This is a genomic window from Streptomyces gilvus, from assembly GCF_022513565.1.
Lineage (GTDB): Bacteria > Actinomycetota > Actinomycetes > Streptomycetales > Streptomycetaceae > Streptomyces > Streptomyces gilvus.
This window is the reverse complement of record NZ_JAKWBE010000001.1, coordinates 888,925-903,719: the sequence shown is the minus strand read 5'-3', so window position 1 is coordinate 903,719 and position 14,795 is coordinate 888,925. Positions and strand designations below refer to the sequence as shown.

Annotated in this window: 14 protein-coding genes and 2 pseudogenes; 2 read left to right on the top strand and 14 right to left on the bottom strand. The window is 70.3% G+C overall.

Annotated elements, in window-relative coordinates:
• Positions 1-29 precede the first annotated feature (29 nt).
• The 5 genes and pseudogenes from MKW14_RS04145 to MKW14_RS04125 form a co-directional block, all read right to left on the bottom strand.
• Positions 30-1,000 (bottom strand): annotated as a pseudogene (locus MKW14_RS04145) (threonine ammonia-lyase).
• A gap of 59 nt (positions 1,001-1,059) precedes the next feature.
• Complete coding sequence (locus MKW14_RS04140) at positions 1,060-2,046, bottom strand: L,D-transpeptidase (RefSeq protein WP_240858862.1); 987 nt, start codon at positions 2,044-2,046, stop codon at positions 1,060-1,062.
• A 244-nt stretch (positions 2,047-2,290) separates the two neighbouring features.
• Positions 2,291-2,494 (bottom strand): cold-shock protein, encoded by a 204-nt coding sequence (locus MKW14_RS04135; protein ID WP_007383480.1) that lies wholly within the window; start codon positions 2,492-2,494, stop codon positions 2,291-2,293.
• 233 nt (positions 2,495-2,727) lie between these two features.
• Positions 2,728-3,066: a helix-turn-helix domain-containing protein gene (locus MKW14_RS04130; protein WP_240858860.1), complete on the bottom strand. Its 339-nt coding sequence runs from the start codon at positions 3,064-3,066 to the stop codon at positions 2,728-2,730.
• Positions 3,067-3,149: 83 nt separating this feature from the next.
• Positions 3,150-3,311, bottom strand: coding sequence for a hypothetical protein (locus MKW14_RS04125; protein ID WP_240858949.1), 162 nt, complete (start codon positions 3,309-3,311; stop codon positions 3,150-3,152).
• A gap of 9 nt (positions 3,312-3,320) precedes the next feature.
• On the opposite strand from MKW14_RS04125, the pseudogene MKW14_RS04120 reads away from it, so the two are divergent.
• Positions 3,321-3,443 (top strand): annotated as a pseudogene (locus tag MKW14_RS04120) (transcriptional regulator); the annotation flags it as partial.
• 71 nt (positions 3,444-3,514) lie between these two features.
• Here MKW14_RS04120 and MKW14_RS04115 read toward each other — a convergent pair.
• Together MKW14_RS04115 and MKW14_RS04110 are read right to left on the bottom strand one after the other, a co-directional pair.
• Positions 3,515-5,170: an FG-GAP repeat domain-containing protein gene (locus MKW14_RS04115; RefSeq protein WP_240858859.1), complete on the bottom strand. Its 1,656-nt coding sequence runs from the start codon at positions 5,168-5,170 to the stop codon at positions 3,515-3,517.
• 15 nt (positions 5,171-5,185) lie between these two features.
• Positions 5,186-6,973 (bottom strand): alkaline phosphatase D family protein, encoded by a 1,788-nt coding sequence (locus MKW14_RS04110; protein WP_240858858.1) that lies wholly within the window; start codon positions 6,971-6,973, stop codon positions 5,186-5,188.
• A 171-nt stretch (positions 6,974-7,144) separates the two neighbouring features.
• Between MKW14_RS04110 and MKW14_RS04105 the strand changes: the two genes are divergently transcribed.
• Positions 7,145-7,798: a DUF4232 domain-containing protein gene (locus MKW14_RS04105; RefSeq protein ID WP_240858857.1), complete on the top strand. Its 654-nt coding sequence runs from the start codon at positions 7,145-7,147 to the stop codon at positions 7,796-7,798.
• Positions 7,799-7,899: 101 nt separating this feature from the next.
• On the opposite strand, the gene MKW14_RS04100 is transcribed toward MKW14_RS04105, so the two are convergent.
• From MKW14_RS04100 to MKW14_RS04070, 7 genes are all read right to left on the bottom strand, one after another.
• Positions 7,900-8,706, bottom strand: coding sequence for an enoyl-CoA hydratase/isomerase family protein (locus tag MKW14_RS04100; protein WP_240858856.1), 807 nt, complete (start codon positions 8,704-8,706; stop codon positions 7,900-7,902).
• The gene (locus MKW14_RS04095) at positions 8,703-9,989 is read right to left on the bottom strand and encodes a cytochrome P450 (protein WP_276618158.1); all 1,287 of its coding nucleotides are present in this window, start codon (positions 9,987-9,989) and stop codon (positions 8,703-8,705) included. The genes MKW14_RS04100 and MKW14_RS04095 overlap by 4 nt, the downstream gene beginning before the upstream one ends.
• Positions 9,990-10,074: 85 nt before the next feature.
• Positions 10,075-11,445, bottom strand: a complete 1,371-nt coding sequence (locus MKW14_RS04090) for a cytochrome P450 family protein (RefSeq protein WP_240858854.1) — start codon at positions 11,443-11,445, stop codon at positions 10,075-10,077.
• Positions 11,446-11,455: 10 nt separating this feature from the next.
• Complete coding sequence (locus tag MKW14_RS04085; protein WP_240858853.1) at positions 11,456-12,016, bottom strand: GTP-binding protein; 561 nt, start codon at positions 12,014-12,016, stop codon at positions 11,456-11,458.
• Between the two features lie 3 nt (positions 12,017-12,019).
• Complete coding sequence (locus MKW14_RS04080) at positions 12,020-12,409, bottom strand: DUF742 domain-containing protein (protein WP_133049787.1); 390 nt, start codon at positions 12,407-12,409, stop codon at positions 12,020-12,022.
• On the bottom strand, positions 12,402-13,247 hold the full coding sequence (locus MKW14_RS04075; protein WP_240858852.1) for a roadblock/LC7 domain-containing protein: 846 nt from the start codon (positions 13,245-13,247) through the stop codon (positions 12,402-12,404). Before MKW14_RS04075 ends, MKW14_RS04080 begins: the two co-directional genes overlap by 8 nt.
• Complete coding sequence (locus MKW14_RS04070) at positions 13,244-14,434, bottom strand: ATP-binding protein (protein WP_240858850.1); 1,191 nt, start codon at positions 14,432-14,434, stop codon at positions 13,244-13,246. The genes MKW14_RS04075 and MKW14_RS04070 overlap by 4 nt, the downstream gene beginning before the upstream one ends.
• Positions 14,435-14,795: the final 361 nt, after the last annotated feature.

Genomic DNA, 14,795 nt, shown 5'->3' with positions numbered 1-14,795 from the left:
CCGAGACGACGGCCGACGTCGACGCGATGTCAGGGTGAAGCCGTGGCGACCCAGCGGTGGTACGCGTCCATGTCGACGTTGCTGCCGCAGATGACGGTCACCACGTGCCGGCCGGCGAAGCGGTCGCGGTTCTCCAGGATCGCCGCGACGCCGAGCGCCGCCGACGGTTCGACGACGAGGCCGGCGTGGTGGAGGAGCATCCGCATGCCGGCGACGATCGACGCCTCCTTGACGAGGAGGGCGTCGTCGGCGACCAGGAGGAGGTCGTCCACGACGGATGGGATGGGATACCGGCCCGCGACGCCGTCGGCGATCGTGTCGGTCGAGTCGGTGGTGACCACGCGCCGGCTGTGCCAGGAGCGGGTCATCGCCGGCGCCCCCAGCGGCTGGACGCAGATCACCTCGGTCCCGGGCGCCAGGTCCTTGACCACGTGCCCCACACCGGTGGCGAGCGCCCCGCCGCCGAGTGCGATCAGGACGGCGTCGAACGACGGCTCGGCGCCCACGAGTTCCAGGCCGATGGTCGCCGCGCCCTCGCAGGTCTCGATGTCCAGGCTGTCCTCGAGAAGCCGGATGCCCTCGTGCCGCGCGACGGCCGACGCCCGCGCACGTGCCGACTCGTGGTCGCCGTCCACCAGCTCCAGCCGGGCGCCCAGCGCGCGGATGCGATCGAGCTTGGCCACGGTCGCGAAGCGCGACGCCACGACGGTGACGTCGAGCCCCCGCCCGCGGCCGGACCAGGCGAGCGCCTGACCGAGATTGCCCGCGCTGGCGCACACCACGGCCCGCGGACCGTGCTCGGCGAGCCGGCTCGCGACCACCTCGGTGCCGCGTGCCTTGAAGCAGCGGACGGGGTTCGCCGTCTCCAGCTTGACGCTCACCGCGCACCGAGGTCCGCCTCCAGCGCCTCACAGCGGTACAGCGGCGTGTCGAGGAACACCGGGTCGATCACCCGGCGGGCCGCCCGGATCCGGGCGGTGTCGAGGCGTGTCTCCCGCACGACGCAGCAGCGTACCGGTGACGGCCACGATGGCGACCGTCACCGGTGTGCGCGCCGGGTCACAGCGTCGCGGTCGTCTGCTCCCCGGCCCCACTGCCCGCGAGCCACTGGCTCCAGGAGAGGTTGAAGTCGGCGTAGCCGTTGTCGGCGGGGGCGTTGCCGCGGGGCGAGCCGGTGATGGTGACGGGGTCGCCCTGCTTGACCTGGCCGTAGAACCACTTGGCGTCCGACATGGACAGGTGGACGCAGCCGTGCGAGCCGCGGGCGCTGCCGCTGCCCGGGTAGGGGTCGCCGGTCGAGTAGTGCACGTAGGTGCCGGACTGGGTCAGGTGGATGTCCCAGGGCAGCGTCAGGTCGTAGTAGTTGGGGCTGGACTTGTCGCAGCTGATGCCGACGCTGCAGGAGGTCATGTGGACCTTCGGCTGCTTGTCGATGACGGCCATCGTGCCGTCCCACGTCGGATACTGGGCGCTGCCCGCGTTGATGGAGAGGGTGCGCACCAGCTTCCCGTTGCGGGTCACCTTCATGGTGTGGCCGGTGACGGAGACGTCCGCGCGCACGTCGTCGCCGATGGTGAAGGTGTGCGTGTAGCCGTGCACGCCGTAGCGTCCGTTGCCGTTGCTGACGCCCTTGAGGTCGGCGTCGATCTTCACCTTCGTGCCCGAGGGCCAGAAGGTCTTGGGCCGCCAGTCGGCGCGCCGGTCGCCCATCCAGTGCCAGGCGCCGGCCACCGGCGCGGAGGCGCTGACCTTCATGTGCTTCTCGACGGTGGCCCGCGCCTTCTCCGCGACCGGGTTCGTGAAGATCACCGAGATCGGCATGGCCACGCCGACCGTGGTGCCCGTCTGCGGGGTGATGGTGTCCAGCAGCATCGGCGGGCCCGCGGGCTTCGTCGGCGTCGGCGAGGCACTCGCGCTCGCCTTCCCCGCCGCCTTCGCGTCGGTGCCGCTCGCCTTGTCACTGCCGCCCGCGCCGCAGGCGCTCGCGCCGACGAGCGTCGCCACCGTGACGAGTGCGATCCCTATGCCACTTGTGCGCCGTCCCACGACCTGTCCCGTTCTCTCCACTGCCCAGCCCCTATGGGCCCCGACTCCTAGTCAGATGACTACGGCACGGGTCGCAGTTGCGTGCGGTGGGCAGATTTTTGGTGATCCATATCACTCCTTGCCCCGGATGGGGACGGCGCCGTCACCCCTTCGGCCGGGCAGGAACGAGTTGCTGTGAAAATGCAATGAATCGGGGCCCGCACTCAGAGTGCGGGCCCCGATCACATGGAACGCGACGCGTGTGTCAGGCGGGAACGATGTTCTCGGCCTGCGGGCCCTTCTGGCCCTGCGTGACGTCGAAGGTAACCTTCTGGCCTTCCTGAAGCTCGCGGAAGCCGCTGGTGGCGATGTTCGAGTAGTGGGCGAACACGTCGGCGCCGCCACCGTCCTGCTCGATGAAGCCGAAGCCCTTTTCCGCGTTGAACCACTTCACGGTGCCAGATGCCATATTGAATCTCCCTTTGGGGGCAGTACCGGATTCCGCACTTTACGGAATCCGAGTCGCCGCGATGATCACCCCTCCGGAAGGATCCGGAAAGCTCTGCAAAGAAACAAGTCTCTGGCAACCAAAACTGCAACCGCAGTCACGCTAACACAGGCGGGGCGAGGACACGTCGTGGGTTTTCGCGGGCGTCCAGCTGTTCTCCCGCTGCCGCGACCCGTATTTCTGTTCCGGCCGTACTAGATATTCGTGCCGTCCTCGTCCAGCTCGCCGCGCAACTCCCGGTTCCGCCGGAGGGCGTCGTCGAGCTGGTCCTCGAGGGAGACGATGCGGCAGGCGGCCTCGATGGGAGTGCCCTGGTCGACGAGCTCGCGCGCGCGGGCGGCGGTGCGCAGCTGGCGGCGGGAGTACCGGCGGTGCCCGCCTTCCGACCGCAGCGGAGCGATCAACTCGGTTTCCCCGACGGCGCGCAGGAAGGCGGGGGTGGTGCCGAGAACGTCGGCGGCGCGCCCCATGGTGTAGGCGGGGTAATCTTCGTCGTCGAGGTTCCCGGCGACGGGGGCGGTCTCAGCGGGCATAGCCGCCTTTCGTTTCGGGGGTCCGAAGGAATCGGCACGAGGGTCGGAGGGAACTCGAAGCCAGGTGCCCGGTACCCCCAACCCTAGTCCCGCAGCCCCGAAGACCTGGCTTCGCCGTGACAGATTTTCGGGGCCGGGGTCAGTCGGCGGCCGGGGCGGTGGTGTATTTCCTCGTCGGTGACGGGGGTCAGCCAGTGGACGACGTCGTGGTCGGCGTCGCTCTCGTTGATGGCGATGTGGACCATGAGCCGGTCGGGCTCAGCATGACGATCTACACCGCCGAACCCGGTTCGCCCTCGGAAGAGGGCCTACGCCTGCTCGCCTCCCTCGCGGCCAGGGAAGCCGTCAGCCCGGCGGAACGGCACCCCACCGCCTGAAACGCAGGTCAGAGGCGACGGTCGCGCACACCCGCGCCAGCCGCGCACAGGACGGGGCGGCGGGGTCGGGGTCACAGCAGGTCCGACCAGGTGCTCCAACCGCTCGTCGCCTTTGTCACGCGGCCCTTGAAGGTGCCCGTGCCGGTGCCGGCGTAGAAGTACAGGGCGCCGGAGGAGTTGGTGGCCATGAGGTCGGCCTTGCCGTCGCCGTTGGCGTCTCCCGGCGAGAAGAGCTTCTTGTACTGCTGCCAGCCGGTGCCGATCTTGACGCGGGCCGAGAAGGGTTTGGTCGCGCTGCCCGTGCCCGCGTAGCGCCACAGGGCGCCGGAGGAGTCGCGGGCCAGCAGGTCGGCGCGGCCGTCGCCGGTGATGTCGCCACCGCCGACCAGGGCGTTGTACTGCTGCCAGCCGGTGCCCAGCTTCACCCGCCCGGCGACGGAGGTGCCGGAACCGTTGCCCGCGTAGAGGTAGAGCGTGCCGGAGCTGGTCACGGCCAGCAGGTCGCCCTTGCCGTCGCCCGTCACGTCACCCGGGCCGACGATCCGGTTGTACGTGGTGGAGCCGGCGGCGATCAGCGGGTCGGTGAGGGCGTAGAACGCCGGGTTGGTCAGCTTGCCGCTGCTGACGGAGTGGACGACCAGGTCGCCCAGGCCGCTGTCGCGCAGGGAGGAGGCGTAGGCGAGGCGCGTGGAGGACGTCGGCCAGGACGAACCGATCAGCAGCTTGCCGCTCAGGTTGCCGGTGCCGGTGACCTGGTAGCTGTAGACGGAGCCCGACGCCGTACGGGCCATGATCCCGTACTTGCCGAAGTGCGGGGTCTCGCCCGCCCCCGCGAACTGTGTCACCGCGCCCCAGCCCTTGCTGCGGGCGGCGCGGGTGGCGAAGGTGCCGTTGCCGTTGCCCGCGTAGAACCAGAGGTTGCCGGAGTAGTCCCGGGCCAGCAGGTCGGTCTTGCCGTTGCCGTCCCAGTCGCCGCCGCCGACGATCTGGTTGTACGACCCCCACTCGGTCCGGGAGTCCTTGACCTTGGCGTTGAAGGTGCCGCCCTTCTTGCCCAGGTACCGGTAGAGGACGCCGGCCGGGGTACGGGCCAGCAGGTCGCCCACGCCGTCACGGTTCAGGTCGCCGGCGCCGATCAGTTCGTCGTACTGCTGCCAGCCGGTGCCGATCTTCACGCGGCTGCCGAAGGCGCCGGTGCCCAGGCCGGGATAGAAGTACAGAGTTCCGGACGGGGTGCGGGCCAGCAGGTCGACTTTGCCGTCGCCGTTCATGTCGCCCGGAGCGGCGATCTTGTTGTAGCCCTGCCAGCCGGTGGCGACGGTTTTGCGTGAGCCCAGACCGCCGGGGACACGGGCGTAGATGCCGTAGTGGAAGGACAGGACACCGCTGGAGCTCAGGGTGAGCACGTCCTGGACGCCGTCGCCGTCGAGGTCGCCCGGGGTCAGGACGTCCTTGACCTTGGACACGTCGGCGTCGAGGGCCATGGTCTCGGCCGAACCGGTGTTGATGTACAGCTGGCCCGCGACATTGCGGTAGACGAGGTCCGAGGTGCCGTCGCCGTCGAAGTCGCCGCGGGCCGGCCCGCTGGCGTCCGCGTCGGAGGGCAGCACCGTCAGCACGCCGGCCACGAGCACGGCCGCGGAGCCGGCGAGCAGGGACGCCCTGACGGCGACGGGGCGCCGGTGTCTGTGGTTCCCGTCGCGTCGCCGGGATCGAAGGGTGAGCACGTTCTCTCCCGGGGGTCAGGCGGTGGTCGTCACGTCGGTGGGTGACACCTCGGTGGAGGTGCCGGTGGAGGTGCCGGCGGGGCTCCCCGCCGGCGAGTCGGTCGTGTCCGTCGGAACCACCTGATCCGTCGGACTCGCCTGATCCGTCGGGCTCGAGGAAGCGTCCGCGGTCTCGCTCGCCGGTGCCTCCGTCTGCGCGTCGACCCGGTGGACGCCGGGCACGCCGTCGTCGACCCGGAAGGTCGCCGCCGTGCTGGTCGTACCGTCCTTGGTCAACACCGTGGAGACGGCGCGCAGTTGGGCGTCGATGCCGGTCGGGGTGATGTCGAGCAGGAGATAGCCGCGGCGGGCGTCGATGATCTTCCAGTGCGGGTTGTCCGCCAGCTTGGGGGCCCACTCGGCGGCGAAGGCCTGCAGGTCCTCGTCGCCGTTGCTGGAGATGGACGTACCGACGAACTCCGCGCCGACGACCGTCGAGCCCGGGTCGGAGTAGTCCAGTTTGAGGTCGCTGACGATGGTGCGGTGGCGGTCGCCGGAGAGCACCACGGGGTTGCGGATGTCCTTGAACTGGGCGAGCAGGGCGTTGCGTTCGACCTGGTAGCCGTCCCACGCGTCGTAGAGCCACTCCTTGCCCTCGCCGGCGAGGATGTCGGTCTCGGCCATCATCACCTGGGAGGCGACGAGGTTCCATCGCTTGCCCGAGGTGCGCATGCTGTCGACGAGCCAGTCGCGCTGGGTGTCACCCATGATGACGCGGCCGGTCTCCATGGCGCCGGCCTGCGTGGTCGCCTGGTCGTCGCGGTACTGGCGGGTGTCGAGGACGTGCAGCCGGGCCAGGGAGCCGAAGTCGAGCTTGCGGTAGATCAGGACGTCGGGGCCGTTGGGCTTCTGCGCGGCGCGGATCGGCATGTGCTCGTAGAAGGCCTGGAAGGCGGCCGCCCTGCGGGCCAGGAACTTGTCGGTGGGCCAGGCGGCCGGGTCGTTCGCCACGTCGCCCGCCCAGTCGTTCTCGACCTCGTGGTCGTCGTAGACGACGACGAAGGGGGCGTCGGCGCGCATCGCCTGCAGGTCCGGGTCGGTGTTGTACTGCTCGTGCCGGGAGCGGTACTGGGCGAGGGTGACGGGCGCTCCCGAGCCCTCGTGGCGGCGTACCCGGTAGGAGAAGGCGGAGCTCTCGTAGATGTAGTCGCCGACGAACAGCACGAGATCGGGCTTCTGGGCGCGCATGTCCTGGTAGGCGGTGAAGTAACCGTGCTGCCAGTTCTGGCAGGAGGCGAGCGCGATCCGCAGCTTCTCGGGAGTGCTGCCCGCGGCGGGTGCCGTGCGGGTGCGGCCGGTGCGGGAGGTGTGACCGAGCGCCTTGAACCGGTACCAGTAGTCGGTCGCCGGACTGAGGCCCGTCACATCGACGTGGACGCTGTGCGCGAGGCTGCTGCTCGCGGTCGCCGTGCCGCTCTTGACGATGCTGGTGAAGCCGCTGTCCGAGGCCAGCTCCCAGGTCACCGGGACACTGGACGGCAGGATGCCGGAGTTGCCCTGGTTGACGGGAGTCACCCGGGTCCACAGCACGATCGCGGTGGGCAGCGGGTCGCCGGAGGCGACGCCCAGTTTGAAGACCGTGCCGGAGACCGACGCGCCGGCACCGGCCGGTGCGGTCGAACCGCCCACCGAGGCCGAGGCGTTCCCGGTCAGGAGCTGTCCGCCCGCCACCGCGCCCGCGGCTCCCAGCGTGAGGGCCCCCGCGCCGAGAAAGCGCCTTCTACGTATCCCGTCGGTGCCCGTGGCGTCGTCGCTCGACTGCACGCGCGTACCTTTCCCCCCATGGCGGTGCGCGCTCCGCAGCGCCGGTGAACGTGATCGGCGAGGATTCTATGCAATACGCTCACCCTTGCGGGTCCCGGGCCGTCAATCCGTTCGAAACTGTCCGTTCAACAGCGCCCGTTCAACAGCGTCGTCCGACCACAGGCAGGAGCCATGCGCCGACTACCGATCGCCGTCACCGTCCTGCTGCTCGTCGGGGCGGCCGGGTGTTCGTCGGCATCCTCCTCCTCGTCTTCGCCCGGGTCCGAGGACCGTCCGGGAAGCGGTTCCGCTTCGCGTTCGCCGGGCTCGTCGAGTTCGTCGGGTACTACGGCGGGTACGTCCGCCAAGGGCGGGGCCGACAGCGGCGGTACGGCGTCCCCGTCGGCCGGGGTCCTCTTCGGAGCGGACTCCCTGCCGAGCCCCGCGGCCGACCACTGCCGCACGAAGGATCTGAAGGGTACGGCCGTCAGCACGGGGCAGGGCCGGGCCTCGGTCGTGATCACCAACACGGGGAACGGCTCCTGCACGGTGCGCGGTTTCCCGTCCCTCATGTTCGTCGGGACGGGCGGCCGCATGGAACTCCCGGTCGACTGGGCCGGATCGGCCGCCGACGCGGCGAAGGTCAGCCTCTCCCCCGGTGATTCCGCTTCCGCCGCGCTCACCTTCACGAGCGTCGAGGACTGTGACGCCGTCGCGGGCGTCGACGTCGTCCCGCCCGGCGAGGCCCGCCCCCTCAGCCCGGCGTTCACGGGCAGCGGCGGGAAGAAGACGACCGTGCGCATCTGCGACACGGGGGTGCGCGTGAAGGCGTTCACGGCGTCGTGACACCGGCACGCTCCGTACGCACACGCGACCGCCGCGGGCGACGAACTCGGGTCGTCGCCCGCGGCGGTGTGAGGCCTTTCGGCCGGGCCCTTCGAGGGGGCTCAGTCGGCGGTTGAGCCGGCGGCCGGACCCTGGTTGCGGATCGGGACGAGATACGGGGTCAGGAGGTGGGAGTCGAGAAGGGACACGTCGGCCGTGCGGTCGGCGCGTGCGTAGCCGGCGAGCATGCGCTTGGTCAGGACGAGGGCTTCCGGCGAGCGCCTGAGCAGGGGCCGCGTCCATGCGCCGACTTTTTTGTCCAGTTGGTCGAGGGGCGCGATCTCGTGGACCAGACCGAGCCGGTGGGCGGTGGGCGCGTCGAACAGGTCGCAGGTCAGCATGAGTTCGCGGATCCTGGCGACGCCCGCCTCGGAGATCAGGCGGCCCATGGCTCCGCCCCAGGCCGGCGGGAGGCCGAGACCCACCTCCGGCATCCGGAAGCGGCAGGTGTCGGCGGCTGCCCGCAGGTCGCAGAAGGCGGCGAGGGCGAGACCGGCACCGATCACCTTGCCGTGGAGGCGGGCGATGGTGATCGCGTGGGTGGTCTCCAGGGCGTTGCACAGCCGGTGGGCCCGGTCCGTGATCCGCCGCAGCGCGGCGCCGGTCGGGTCCGTGGCCAGCGCCGTCTCGTATTCGGTGCGGTCGGCTCCCAGGCAGAAGTCGTCCCCCTCGGAGGACAGCACCAGAACGCGGATGTCGGGCCGTTCGTGGAGGTCGTCGAGTACGGCGATGAGGTCGTCCAGGACGGCGACGCCGAGCGTGTCGTCCTGCCGGGAGGGGTTGAGGCGTACGTGGAGCACCGGGCCGTCCTGGTCGACGGCCACGGTCTTGTACGGGCGGGCGAGGAGGGTGTCGCCGGTTTCGTTCATGCGCAGGTGACGTCCAGGTTCAGCAGGCGCCGGAACGCCACCCGGGGCGCCCAGGACGGGCGTCGTACCAGGGTGAGGCGGGGCAGGCGTCTGAGCAGGTGGTGGAGGAGGGTCTGAGCCTCCAGGCGGGCGAGGGGTGCGCCCAGGCAGTAGTGGATGCCGCCGCTGAAGGCGAGATGGTCGGGCCGCTCACGCCGCAGGTCGAACCGGTCCGGATCCGGGTGCCGGGTCGGGTCCCGGTGTGCCGCGCCCACCATGAGGTGGATCATGTCGTCCTTGCGGACGGGGAATCCTCCGAGCACGCTGTCGGCGCCGGCGATCCGGCTGATCACGTGCGTGGGCGGGTCGTGGCGCAGGGTCTCCTCGACGAACGCGGGGACGAGGGAGGGGTCGGCGGCGAGCTGGTCCCAGCGCTCGGGATGCTCGACGAGCCGCAGGACCGTCGTCGACAGCAGCGTCGAGGTGGTCTCGAGTGCGGCGAGCAGGACGAAGAGGGCGATGAAGTAGACGGCTTCGTCGGCCTTGTCGCGGTCGGGTTCCAGGGTGTCCCAGGTCTGGATCCACATCGACACGGGGTCCTCGCCGGGGCGTGCGCGCCGCTGGCGGACCAAGTCGGTGAAGTAGGCCCGCAGTTCGGCGGTGGCCGCGTCGGAGAGCGCCAACTGGCTCGCCGTCGGCAGCAGTTCCTGGGTGAAGACCTGGTCGTGGGTCAGTTCGCGCAGTCGGGGCCGGTCGGCGGTCGGCACCTCCAGCCAGTCGCCGATGGCGGCCACCGGGAGCTCCTCGCTGACGAGGGCGGCGAAGTCGGCCTCCCCGTAGTGGAGTTGCTCGGTCAGGGAGGTCAGGAGCTGATCGGTCGCCTGCGTGACCATCCGGCCGATCCGCTGCATGGCGGTGCGGCCGAACGTGCCGGCCGCCCTGCGTATTCGGGTGTGCTCGGGGGGATTGAGCGCGGGCATGGTGTTGCTCATCTCCCGCGAGGAGGGGGCGTTCCAGCGGGTGCGGGGTCCCTGGCTCTCGCGCCAGCGCTTGTCCGGCTCGAGCCACTCGCGGTCGCGCAGTACCTGGTCGCACATGTCGAAGCCGGTCACGAGCAGGCCGCCCCACGGGGCCGGGGTGACCGGGCCCATGGAGCGGAGTTGCGCATAGAGGGGGAAGGGGTCGGCCTGCCCTTTCGCCGTGCGGAGACGGGAGAAGAGGGCGACGGCCGAACGGCGGTCGTGCGACGGGTGTGCGTCCACCACCACGATGACGGCTCCTTTTTCCGGGGAATCAGCCGCCATACGTACCCATGGGTAAATTGAACCATCCACTAAACCGCGTTAAGTGAGGGTTACCTTCGTCACTTGTGTTCGTCAATTCCCTTGGTCATTCCCCTCTGGTCCATGCCAGGAAGCGGCTGAACAGACCCCGGGGCTGCGCGGGGGACTTGGTTGCCTGCGGCGCCGCCGCTGCGGTCCGCTGGGGGACGGCCGCGGTCGGCTGCGCCGTGTGGGCGCGCGTCGGATCGGCGGCGGCCGCCGCGCGCAGGGTCCGCGGGGTGAACCGGACCGGGAGGGTCACCAGGGTGCGGCTCCAGGGGGTCGGCGCCCAGGTCAGGTCCTTGAACGGGACCCGCATCTCGATGTCCGGCAGCCGGTTGAGGAGGGACTCGACGGCGGTGACCGCGATCATGAAGGCCGGGTCCTTCGCGGGGCACGCGTGCGGGCCCGCCCCGAACGCCAGGTGCGCCTTGGTGCTGAGCTGTTCGCGGTGCTGAGCCAGCTTCGGGTCGGTGTTGGCCGCCGCGAAGGAGATCAGGATCGGGTCGCCCGCCTTGAGGACCCGGCCGCCCAACTCGACGTCGTGGGTGGCGTAGTGGCCCGCGTAGTTGGCGATCGGCGCGTAGTTCCACAGAGTCCGGGCGACGGCGTCCTCCACGGGCAGCGCGGCCTGGCCGTCCTCGCTGAGGAACAGCGCGGCGCTGCTGCCGATGGCGGCGGCCAGCGGCGCGGTGCCGCCGGACAGCAGGGTGACCAGCTGGTGCAGCACCTCCTCGTCGGTCAGCTGGGCGGGGTGCTCCATCAGCTTCGTCGTCAGGTCGTACCCGGGCCGGCGCCGCTTGAGGGCGATCAGCTCCGCGAGGGCCCCGCCCAGCACCTCGTCCGCGCCGGGGGTCCCCTCGAAGATGCCGCTGATGCCGACGATCACCCGGTCACCGAGCTCCGGCGGGCAGCCGAACAGATCGCTGAAGACCAGCAGCGGCAGCGGCTGGGCGTAGGCGGCCATCAACTCCGCCTGCCCGCGCGGCTCGGCGCCGAACTGGCTGATCAGGTAGTCGGCGGACTGCTGGGTCTGCCGTACGAGCTTGAGTTCGTTGACGGTGGCGAGACTGTCGACGACCGCCTGGCGCAGCCGGGCGTGCGCCGCTCCGTCGCTGAACAGCGCGTTGGGCCGGTAGCCCATCATGGGCAGCGCCGGACTGTCCTCGGGCACCCGCCCCTCGTTCAGCGCGTTCCAGCGGCGCGAGTCACGGACGAAGGAGCCGGGGTTCTGCAGGATGTAGAGGGCGGCGTCGTAGCTGGTGACCAGCTCGACCTCGACCTCGGGGGCGATGTCCACGGCGGCGCTGGGGCCGAGGGAGCGCAGGTAGGCGTAGGTGGCCTCGGGGTCGGAGCCGAACTGCGGGCCGTACAGCGGGACCTTGCCGTGGGCGGGGCACCCGGGCGGTATCTCCTGCGCGTCGTGCTGCTGGTGCATGGCGGGGCTCCTAGGCGAGAAGGGACTTCAGGTGCTGCACGAGGGTGATGAGGGCCTGGGCCGCCGAGTGCTGGTCGCGCACGTCGCAGGCCACGACCGGGGTGTCCGCGGGCAGGTTCAGCGCCTCGCGGACCTCGTCGATCGGATACGTGGTGGCGCCCTCGAAGTGGTTGACGCCGATGGCGTAGGTCAGGCCGAACCGTTCGACCAGGTCCAGCACGGGGAAGGACTCGTCCAGCCGCTGGGGGTCGACGATGACCAGCGCGCCCAGCGCTCCCCGGGAGAGTTCCTCCCACATCTCCTTGAAGCGCTCCTGTCCGGGCGTTCCGAAGATGTAGAGGACCAGTTCCTCGCTGAGGGTGAGCCGGCCGAAGTCCATGGCGACGGTGGTGGTCGTCTTGTCGGGGGTGCGGGAGAGGTCGTCGAAGCCCACGCTGGCCTCGGTGATCTCTTCCTCGGTCTGCAGGGGTTCGATCTCGGAGATGTTGCCGATGTAGGTGGTCTTGCCGACTCCGAAGGGTCCCACGACGAGGATCTTCACCGAGCGCAGGACGTCTGGATCCAGGTACACGGGCTACGCTCCGAATCGGGATTTCAGGCCATCGAGGACGGCACCGAGCAGTTCTCGGTCGAGGGGATCGGCGCGCGGCACGGGCTTTCTGACGAGGACGAGACCGCTCTCCTCCAGCTGTGCCAGGAGAATGCGCACGACGCCCAGGGGCAGGTGCGTATGGCCGGCCACCTCGGCCACGGACAGGAAGCCGTCGGCGACCAGGTCCATGATCACCTGGCCTTCCGGCGACAGCGTGCGGGCCGCGGCGGCGCCCTCCTTGCGCGCGGTCACGAGAGCGGTGCGCTCGTACTCCTGGTCCGGAGGCAGGGCACGCCCGTTCGTGATCACGAACAGTGGCACTAATGAGGACGTCAGTTCCAGATGCGGCTCCTGCCCGTACTCGTCAGACATCGCTGCGCACCCCCTCCCGCGGCATCCGGTACTCGCCAAGGCGGGCCACCGCCTGGTGCAGGCGAGTGGTGAACTCCTCGATGTCGGTGTCGTGTTCGGCGGCCGCGGCCAGCAAGGAGCCGCCGCTGGCCGCGATCAGGAAGATCCAGCCGTGCTGGAACTCGATGACCGTCTGCCGCCACCCGGCGTCGTCTTGAACGCCCGCGAACCGGGACGTCACACGGCTGTAGGCGTGAATGCCCGTCATGGCCGCGGAGATGGTGTCCACGAGATCCCGGCTGATGCCCGAAGTCGCCCCGCGGGGCAGGCCGTTGACCCCGAGGAGCACGGCGTGCCGGGCCCCGCGCACATCGGCGATCACCTCGTCGAGGTCGTCAAGGACGAGTCCCGAACGGTCGGCGCCCGCGTCCCGGGACGTGCCGGCCGCGCCCCGGGACGGCTCCTCCGCCTCCACACGCGGCGGCGCGGTCAGGTTGTTCCCCAGCCGGGCCACGAGCCGGTGCATCCGGAAGGAGATCTGCTGGATGTCGACGTCGGGTTCCGCGGCGGCGGCCAGATAGGCCCCCTGCCCGGCCCCGATCAGGAAGATCCACCCGTGGGAGAACTCGATGATCGTCTGGTGCCACTGCGGCTCCTCCACCGACTCGATGAAGTGCGCCGTGGCCCGGCTGAGCGACTGCATCCCGGCCATGGCGGCGGAGATGGTCTCCACATCCCTGTCCAGCAGGCCGTCGGTGGCCCCGCGAGGGATGCCGTCCGCGGAGAGCAGGACGACGTGACGTGCCTTGGGCACATTGGTCACGATGTCCGTGAGCATCCACGACAGGTCGGTGGTCATGCGTCTTGGGACCCTTCGGTGGACGCGGAGTCGAGGTTGCGGCCCGAGAGCGTGCCTCGTTGCAGGGCGCCGAGGGCGCCCAGACTGCGGCCGGAGGCGCGGCCCGCGTCCTGGCCCCCTCGCGTCGGCGCCCGCCCGTCCTGACCCGGGACGCCGGCGACGGGGATCTGCCGGCTGGCCCGCTTGGGCAGCCCGTGCACGGTGCGGGGCCGGTCGGCCGTCGTGCCGTCGGCCCCGCGGACGATGCTCACCGGGGCGGCCTGGTCGACCGGGGAGGGCAGTTCCTCCGTCCACAGCTCCTCGGGCAGCAGCACCACGGCACGGACTCCGCCGTAGCGGGAGACACCGGTGACGTCCACCCGGAAGCCGTGCTGGCGGGCGAGGAGGCCGATCAGGGGGAAACCGAACTTCGGCTGGGTGCCCAGCTGCGACAGACGCGGCACGAAGTCGCCGGACAGCAGGGCGCTGGCGCGCTGCCGGTCCTCGTCGTTCATGCCGACGCCGGCGTCGTCGATGATGATGCACAGGTTGCGCTGGACGCGCTGGAAGGTCACCTCGATCGGCGCGTCCTGCTGCGAGAAGCTCGCCGCGTTGTCCAGCAGCTCGGCCACCGCGAGGGAGACCGGCGAGACCGCGGACGCCTTCAGCGCGAAACCGGTCTGCTGCATGATCTCGACGCGGCGGAAGCTGCGGATCTGCGACTGCGCGCTGCGCACCACGTCGTAGACGCTCGCGGCCCGGTTACGGCGGCCGACCGGCGCGCCGCACAGCACGGCGATGCCCTGCGACTTGCGCTGCATCTGCGCGTTGGCGTGGGTCACTTCCAGGAGGTCGGCGAGTACCGCGTGACCGCCGTACTTGCGCTGGAGCTCCTCCAGGACCGCCATCTGCTCGGCGGCCAGACCCTGCAGGAAGCGGGCCGAGCCCTTCAGTACCGCCTTGGTGCTCTCCTCCGAGGCCTCCTCGGCCTCCCGGATCGTGCCATCGAACTCCTGCTGGTACTTCTGCAGGGCGGCCTGAACGGACAGCACCTGGGTCTGGGCGGCGTTGAGCTGGCTCGTCAGCGATGCCTCGGTCTGTCGCTTTCTCTCCCCCAGGGCCCTGTTGCGGACGACGAGCACCACGATCACCGCGACGGCTATCGCCGTCACCGCAACCAGGCACCACGCAAGCACGTCTCGACTCATGGAAACCTTTCCCGACGCATGAAATGCAGACGTAGACGGATGCACTCCCCCGCGAGTACGCACCCGCGACACACACAGCGCCTGCCCAAGCGCGGTGGCGCGGAGAGCAGGCTGACCTCAAGTCAGCGCCTGAAGTGAGTGGATCAAGGTCGCAGATGCGGGGATGCTACCACCGGAAGGCACGCTTCCGAGAGCCGCCCTCCCCTTCCTCCGCAACTTCAACACGCCGCCTAACAAGCCAAGTTGAGGAAGACCGAAAATGCCGTGGGACGGGGCACCGAGGGGCCTGGCGCACGCGGGCCGATCACCGCAACCACCGAGCTGTCCGGTGCCGCAGGTTTGACCGGTCCCCTTTCGGCTC

Excerpts from the sequence above, each read along its gene's own strand:
- MKW14_RS04135 (WP_007383480.1), bottom strand. The coding sequence starts at position 2,494 with ATGGCATCTGGCACCGTGAAGTGGTTCAACGCGGAAAAGGGCTTCGGC.
- MKW14_RS04130 (WP_240858860.1), bottom strand. The coding sequence starts at position 3,066 with ATGCCCGCTGAGACCGCCCCCGTCGCCGGGAACCTCGACGACGAAGAT.
- MKW14_RS04125 (WP_240858949.1), bottom strand. The coding sequence starts at position 3,311 with ATGGTCCACATCGCCATCAACGAGAGCGACGCCGACCACGACGTCGTC.
- MKW14_RS04105 (WP_240858857.1), top strand. The coding sequence starts at position 7,145 with ATGCGCCGACTACCGATCGCCGTCACCGTCCTGCTGCTCGTCGGGGCG.
- MKW14_RS04100 (WP_240858856.1), bottom strand. The coding sequence starts at position 8,706 with ATGAACGAAACCGGCGACACCCTCCTCGCCCGCCCGTACAAGACCGTG.
- MKW14_RS04095 (WP_276618158.1), bottom strand. The coding sequence starts at position 9,989 with ATGGCGGCTGATTCCCCGGAAAAAGGAGCCGTCATCGTGGTGGTGGAC.
- MKW14_RS04090 (WP_240858854.1), bottom strand. The coding sequence starts at position 11,445 with ATGCACCAGCAGCACGACGCGCAGGAGATACCGCCCGGGTGCCCCGCC.
- MKW14_RS04080 (WP_133049787.1), bottom strand. The coding sequence starts at position 12,409 with ATGTCTGACGAGTACGGGCAGGAGCCGCATCTGGAACTGACGTCCTCA.
- MKW14_RS04075 (WP_240858852.1), bottom strand. The coding sequence starts at position 13,247 with ATGACCACCGACCTGTCGTGGATGCTCACGGACATCGTGACCAATGTG.
- MKW14_RS04070 (WP_240858850.1), bottom strand. The coding sequence starts at position 14,434 with ATGAGTCGAGACGTGCTTGCGTGGTGCCTGGTTGCGGTGACGGCGATA.